This is a genomic window from Micromonospora sp. I033, from assembly GCF_053890995.1.
Genome location: NZ_JBSSLX010000266.1, coordinates 1 through 6,953, shown reverse-complemented (window position 1 = coordinate 6,953; position 6,953 = coordinate 1). Strand labels below are relative to the sequence as shown.

Sequence of the window (6,953 nt, the reverse complement as noted above, 5' to 3'; positions counted from 1 at the left end):
GCCCGGCGCCGCTCGCCGCCGCTGGTGGTGGTGGTGGTGGGACCGGCCGGCACCGCCGCGCCCGCGTCGGTGCCGTCCCGGCTCGACCGGTCGACGTCGGGAGGCGCGGGGGCGAGGGACGGCCGGGGCGGCACGTCGATCGCCGGCGCGGTGGCGGCGGCGAGCAGCCGGGCCGCGTCGTCGTGGCCGAGCCGGTGCCGCGGGTCGCGGCGGAGCAGCCCGGCCAGCACCGGCGCCAGCGGGCCGGCGTGCGGGGCCGAATCCGGCGGCTGGCTGGCGAGAGCGGTCAGCGTGGCCATCGCGGTGCTGCGGGCGTACGGGGACCGGCCCTCCACCGCCGCGTGCAGGGTGGCGCCCAGCGACCAGAGGTCCGCCTCGACGCTGGACACCCCCTCGGCGGCCCGTTCCGGGGCGACGTACTGCGGGGAGCCGAGGACCAGGCCGGGCCGGGTCATCATCCCGTCGCCACCGTCGAAGACGGCCAGCCCGAAGTCGGTGAGCAGCACCCGGCCGTCGCGGGCCAGCAGCACGTTCGCGGGCTTCACGTCCCGGTGCAGCACCCCCGCCTCGTGCGCGGCGCGCAGCGCGGCCAGCACCGCCAGCCCGATGCCGGCGGCCCGGCGCGGGTCCACCGGCCCGTCCGTCTCGATGATCTCCTGCAGCGAGCGGGACGGGACGTACTCCGTCACCAGCCACGGGTCGTCGTCGACCCGGACCACGTCGTAGACCCGGACCACGTTGGGGTGGCTGAGCCGGGCGGCCGTGCGCGCCTCGCGGAGCGTCCGGGCGCGCACCTCGTCGCGCTCGTGCGCGGCGAGCCAGCTCGGCGGCACCACCTGCTTCACCGCCACCTCGCGGTGCAGCATCTCGTCCCGCGCCCGCCAGACCCGGCCCATCCCGCCGCGTCCGACCAGGTCGAGCAGGCGGTACCGGCCGGCGATCACTACCTGCTGCACCGCACTCCTCACCGCTGGTGGATGTCCACAATAGCCAACGGATCGGACAACACCTATCGCCCGTCAGGGCCGGTCGGCTCAGCTCGCGGCTCCGGCCAGCAGATTTCCGTCCGGGATGGCGATGGCGGATCGGCCGCCGGCCAGCAGCGCCGCCGCGCGGCGGGCCTGGAACGCGCCGTGCTCTCGGCGGGCGACGGCGTAGCTGCCGGCGGTCCGGGCGGCGATGGCGGACCAGGCGTAGCGTTCGGCGACCATGGTGCGGGCCCGGCGGGCCACCCGGCGGGCGAAGACCTCGTCGCCGAGCAGCCGGTCGACCGCGCCGGCCAGCGCGGCCGGGTCGCCGTGCGGGAAGGTCACCCCGGTCACCCCGGACTCGACGATCTCGGCCAGGCCGCCGGTCTCCGCCACGGCCAGGGGCGCCCCGGCGGCGGCCGCCTCCAGGGCGATCATGCCGAACGGCTCGTACAGGCTGGGGACCACCGTCGCGTCGGTGGCGCCGAGGACGGCCGGGAGCTGGGTGGCGTCCAGGAAGCCGGCGAACCGGACGGTGTCGCCGAGGTGCAGCCGGCGGGCCTGGTCGACCAGCTCGTCCCGGTACGGGCCGTCGCCGGCGATCACCACCCGCAGGCCCGGGTGCCGGTCGCGCAGGTACGGCACCGCGTGCACCAGGTGCTGCACGCCCTTCTCGTAGACCAGCCGGCCGGCGTACCCGACCAGCGGGCCGCCGCCGGCGAACCGGGCGCGGGCGGCGGAGACGGCGCGGGGGCGGGCGTGCCAGGCCCGGTCGTCCACCCCGTTGGGCACCACGTCGATCCGCGCGGCCGGCACGTCGAACAGCCGGGCCACCTGGTCGCGCATGTAGCCGGAGCAGGCGATCACCCGGGCCGAGGCGTTGCTCAACCAGTGTTCGACGCCGTGGATGGTGCGGTTCATCTCCTCGGGCAGCCAGCCCTGGTGCCGGCCCGCCTCGGTGGCGTGGATCGTGGTGACCAGGGGCAGGTCCAGGTGCTCGGCCAGGGTGACCGCGGTGTGCGCGACCAGCCAGTCGTGGGCGTGGACGACGTCGTAGCCGCCGGCCTCGGCGGCGCGCAGGGCGGTCCGGGTGAGGGTGTGGTTGAACGCCATGGCCCAGGCCAGCAGCGAGCCGGTGGCGAGCGGGAACCGGACCGGGTCCTCGGCGGCCCGCAGGACGCGCACGCCGTCGGCGTACTCCTCCAGGGGGACGCCCTCGGCGTGCCGGGTGACGACGGTGACCTCGTGGCCGGCGGCGGCCAGCGCGACGGAGAGCGCGTGCACGTGGCGGCCGAGGCCACCGACGAGCACGGGTGGGTACTCCCAGGAGAGGATCAGCACCCGCTGGCGCCGGGCGGGCTGGATGTCGATCACTTCGGCGTCAGCGGACATGCGGCCCCCTCTGAGTTGTGGTTCCCGCACCGCCCGACGGCACCGCGAGCGGTCCGTCGTGGGGTCGCAGCCCATCCTGCCCAGCGGTCGATAACCAGCGGAGACGCGCCGGTTGCCGGTCTGTAACGCGTTACAGCCGGTGCCGCCGGACGCGCAGCAGCTCGGCCACGGACCACGCCTGGAACGGGCAGCCGGTGGCGGCGTGCGGGGCGAGCCCGTCGGCCGTCTCGCTGACCGACCCCAGGCCGTACTCGGTCAGGTGCCCCTCCAGCCCCACCAGCAGGTCGTCGGTGGGCAGGCCGGCCCGGCGGTACGCGTCGACGAACGGCCCGATCAGCCACGGCCAGACGGTGCCCTGGTGGTAGCCGGAGTCCCGCTCGGCCGGGCCGCCCCGGTGCCGGCCGACGAAGCCGGGGGAGTCGGGGGCGAGGCTGCGCGGCCCGAGCGGCGTGAACAGCCCCTCGGTGACCCGGCGCAGGGTGACCTCGTCCGGCTCCAGCGGCGCGTACGGCAGCGACCAGGCGAGCAGCTGGTTGGGGCGGAGCAGGTCGTCGTCGTGGTGCGGCGCCCCGCCGAGCGGGTACGCGGGCGCCGGCGCGTCCACCACGTCGTGCAGCCAGCCGGCCGGCGTGGGGAAGCGCTCCCGGAACGCGGCGGCGGCCCGCGCGTGCCGGCCCCGGAGGTCGGTGCCGTCCCGCCCGGTCAGCTCGGTCAGCTCGGCGAGCCCGGCCAGCCCGTTCACCCAGAGCGCGTTGACCTCGACCGGCTTGCCGGTACGCGGGGTGACCGGCACGCCGTAGACCCGGGCGTCCATCCAGGTGAGCGCCACGTCCGGCGGGCCGCCCTGGGTGAGCAGCCCGTCGGCCGGGTCGACGCGGATGCCGTAGCGGGTGCCCGCCACGTGGGCGTCCACCACGGCGTGCAGCGCGGGCAGCAGCTCCGCGCCGAGGTCGGTGTCCCCGGTGACGGTGACGTGCCGGCTCACCGCGTGCAGGAACCACAGCGTCGCGTCGACCGTGTTGTGCTCCACCCGCCCGGTGTCGGCGGTGTTCGCGAGCATCCCCTCCGACAGCGTCGCCGCGTACGCCCGCAGCAGGTCCCGTCCCTCGTCGCCGCGGTTGGTGCGGAGGAAGAGCCCCTCGTAGGAGGTCATCGTGTCCCGCGACCAGGCCCCGAACCAGGGGTAGCCGGCCACCACGTCGGGGCCGGTGGCGGTGCGCACCACGAAGGCGTCGGCGGCCAGGGCGAGGGTGGCGTCGACGTCGTCGTCCGGCTTCGCCGCGGCCACCACCGCCCGGTGGCGCCGCCGGGCCGCCTCGACCAGCGCGGTCGCCGGCGGCGGCTCCTCGGCCAGGTCGTCCGCCCAGGCCAGCACGGACACCTCGGCGCCCGGCTCGTCGAGGGCGCCGGAGAACCAGCCGGCGTACCAGAGGTCCTCCTCGGGGTGCAGCCCGCGCGCGGCCTCCTCCCGGTGGTGCGCGCCGAGCCACCACCGGCCCTCGGGGGTCCAGTCGGGCCCGGACAGCCGGAACGCGCCCTCCACCACCGCGCCCCCGGCCACCTGCTCCAGCCGCGGGGTCGGGCCGTCCGCGCGCCGCTCGCCGTGGGCGTCCCGCCAGGTGCAGGCCGCGGCGAGGTCCAGCCGGACCGGGCCACCGGAGATCAGCCGGTGCACCACCGCCACGCAGGACCTGCCGTACGCCATGGCGATCTCCCGCTCGATCACCACGTCGCCGACCCGCCAGCGCCAGCGCGGCACCCCCTCGGTGAGGTCGAAGCGCTCCAGCAGCTCGAAGCCGCGCGGGTCGACCACGCCCGAGGACCACTCGTGGGCGCCGAGCCGGACCTGCTGCCCCGACGGCAGGGTCACCGCCGGGTCGAGGCTGACCAGTCCCACCTTGCGGGCGGCGGGCCGCTCCCCGGCCACCACGAGCAGACCGTGGTAGCGCCGGGTGCGCAGCCCGGCCACCGTGCCCATGGCGTAGCCGCCGCGCCCGTCGGTGACCAGCCACTCCCGGGTCGACGAGGCGGAGAGGTCCCCGCAGACCTGCGGACCGAAGCGAATGTCGTTGACTTCCTCCCCATGCCTGAAGGCGGAGGATTCCCGAGGGTGACGCATGTTCATGCGATTGATCCCTTGAGTGGTTGGCGCTTCACAGACCGCCCCACGGCGAAGTCTCCACGCCCTGTCACCGCCAGTCCGGCGGCGAGGATGTTCTTTGCCGCATTCACGTCGGCGTGTGCTTGGTACCCGCAGGCGCCACACCGAAAGGCCGCTTGGCTCTCGCGGTTTTCCCGGGCGGTGTGCTTGCAGGCATTGCAAGTTTGCGACGTGTATGCGGGGTTGACCTTAATCACCGCAGCGCCGTGGTAGCGCGCGGCATGTTCGAGCCGAAGCAGCAGTGCGCCCCAACCCTTGGACAGAATGGCCCGGTTGAGTGCGGCCTTCTGTCGCACCCGACTGCCAGGGCTGCTCAGGCGGCCCTTACCGCTGGCGGTCATATTCTTAATCCGCAGGTCCTCTACGACAACGAGACCGTGGTTTCGAACGAGCCGAACTGCGGTTTGTGCCATGAAGTCGGAGCGGCGTGCTCGGATCCGAGCGTGAAGTCGACCTAGTTGCGCCCGCAGCTCGTCTCGGCGCCTCGAACGTTTGCAACGGCCGTGAACCCGACGCGAGCGGGATAGGCCTTGCTGCAACCGCCTCAACCGTTCCGCCTCGCCTGGTGTCACGCATTCGCGGTCGTGAAAAGTGCCGGCCGATGTTGCTACCGCGACGGCTACGCCCCGGTCAAGGCCGACTGGCGGCTTTCCGCTTGGTGGCGCCTTTTCCAGGCCGTCTTCCACACAAAACGAGACGAACCAGCGGCCGCCATCACGGGAAACGGTGGCGTTTCGGATCGTGCCACCGAGGGGCCGGGTCCAGCGGAACCTGACATGCCCAAACTTAGGCAGATGCAACTCTCCCCAGCGACGGTTAAGCCGGCGCACGGCGAGTTGCTTGGGGTCAGGAAATCGGAAGGAGGGCGCAGTACGGCTCTTCGACCGCCACCGAGGCTTCCACGTGCCGTGGATCTTGCACGCCTGCTCCAGATCGCGCAGCGTCTGTTGCAGCGTGTGCGACGGAGCCTCGGCCAGCCAGGTACACGCAGGATCCTTCTTGGCCTCAGCGAGCTGCCGAGCCTGCTCGATATAGCTGATCCACGCACCTCGCCGACGGTACTCGCGACGTTGTTCCAGCGCTGTGTTCCACACTGCCCGGCAGATGGCGCCCACTTTTTCGGCGTATTCGGCCTGTTCGTCGGTCAGCCTCAGCAGGTAGCGACGACCGGTCAGCATGCAGTGGCGTGGTGCCCAACACCGGTCCGGTGCCCACCACCTTGCTCAACTTGTAGCAGGAGTCGTCCCACCGTCATCCGCCACGCTCCTCCTCGCCCTGGCCGCACCCATGCATCGCCTTACGCACGGGATTCCTGGCCGTCAGTCGGGGGCTGACACCTACCAGGTGCTGCCGTCCCGTCACACCTGATGCAGTACAGAGGATAGGGCCGAACACCTCAAGTGCTGGGGCTGGCGTGCCAACGCGGGGTAACCAGTCCAATTCTGATCAACTTTCCTCCACCACCGGCGGGGTGTCACCCGCCACGACGACAATGGCCCCTGTGGTGAAGTACCCCGGGGGCGTCGAAGATGTGCAGGTGATCACCGACCGCCCGATTTCCGCGACCCCCGACCCCGAGCGGCACCGGCTCGCCCAGGCCGACGCCGGGGAGCAGGACTGGCGCGCATGGGGTCCCTATCTGTCCGAGCGGGCGTGGGGGACGGTACGGGAGGACTACAGCGAACACGGCACGGCGTGGGACTACTTTCCCCACGATCACGCGCGGTCCCGAGCCTACCGGTGGAACGAGGACGGCATGGCGGGCGTCTGCGACGACCGGCAGACGTTCTGCTTCGCCCTGGCGCTCTGGAACGGGCGGGACCCGATCCTCAAGGAGCGGATGTTCGGCCTCGGCGGTGACGGCGGCAACCACGGGGAGGACGTCAAGGACTACTGGTGGTACGAGGACTCGACGCCCACCCACTCCTGGATGCGCTGGCGCTACCACTACCCGCAGGCCGCCTTCCCCTACGACGAGCTGGTCGCGGTGAACGCGCTGCGCGGCCGGGACGACACCGAGTACGAGCTGGTCGACACGGGGATCTTCGACGACGACAGGTACTGGGCGGTCACCGTCGACTACGCCAAGGCGTCCCCGACCGACCTGTGCGTGCTGATCACGGTGGCCAACCGGGGGGACACCGACGACACCCTGCACGTGCTGCCCACCCTCTGGTTCCGCAACACCTGGGCGTGGGGGCTGCCCGGCGGCGACCGGGTGCCCCGGCTGGTCGGCGACGGCGCCCGGCTGGTCGGCGAGCACTGGGTGCTCGGCCAGCTCCTGCTGGAGGGGGACGGCACGCCCACGCCCCTGCTCTGCGACAACGACACCAACGCCGAGCGGCTGTGGGGGCTGCCCGGGCGGTCGGCGTACCCGAAGGACGGGATCAACGACCACGTGGTGGCCGGCGCGGACACCGTCAACCCGGACC

At 73.1% G+C, this 6,953-nt stretch carries 4 protein-coding genes and 1 pseudogene; 1 reads left to right on the top strand and 4 read right to left on the bottom strand.

Annotation, left to right across the window (positions count from 1 at the left end; translation table 11 throughout):
* From ACW0Q9_RS27775 to ACW0Q9_RS27760, 4 genes are all read right to left on the bottom strand, one after another.
* The coding region (locus tag ACW0Q9_RS27775; RefSeq protein ID WP_456186259.1) for a serine/threonine-protein kinase at positions 1–956 on the bottom strand (956 nt) is incomplete at its 3' end.
* Positions 957–1,034: 78 nt separating this feature from the next.
* Positions 1,035–2,360, bottom strand: coding sequence for a glycosyltransferase family 4 protein (locus tag ACW0Q9_RS27770; protein WP_456186257.1), 1,326 nt, complete (start codon positions 2,358–2,360; stop codon positions 1,035–1,037).
* A 130-nt stretch (positions 2,361–2,490) separates the two neighbouring features.
* The gene (locus ACW0Q9_RS27765; RefSeq protein WP_456186261.1) at positions 2,491–4,479 is read right to left on the bottom strand and encodes an amylo-alpha-1,6-glucosidase; all 1,989 of its coding nucleotides are present in this window, start codon (positions 4,477–4,479) and stop codon (positions 2,491–2,493) included.
* 2 nt (positions 4,480–4,481) lie between these two features.
* Positions 4,482–5,699, bottom strand: coding sequence for an RNA-guided endonuclease InsQ/TnpB family protein (locus ACW0Q9_RS27760; protein WP_456186255.1), 1,218 nt, complete (start codon positions 5,697–5,699; stop codon positions 4,482–4,484).
* Positions 5,700–6,013: 314 nt separating this feature from the next.
* Between ACW0Q9_RS27760 and ACW0Q9_RS27755 the strand changes: the two are divergent.
* A pseudogene (locus ACW0Q9_RS27755) lies at positions 6,014–6,953 on the top strand (MGH1-like glycoside hydrolase domain-containing protein); the annotation flags it as partial.

Coding starts and splice junctions, on each gene's coding strand:
- ACW0Q9_RS27770 (WP_456186257.1), bottom strand. CDS start 2,360: ATGTCCGCTGACGCCGAAGTGATCGACATCCAGCCCGCCCGGCGCCAG.
- ACW0Q9_RS27765 (WP_456186261.1), bottom strand. CDS start 4,479: ATGCGTCACCCTCGGGAATCCTCCGCCTTCAGGCATGGGGAGGAAGTC.
- ACW0Q9_RS27760 (WP_456186255.1), bottom strand. CDS start 5,699: ATGCTGACCGGTCGTCGCTACCTGCTGAGGCTGACCGACGAACAGGCC.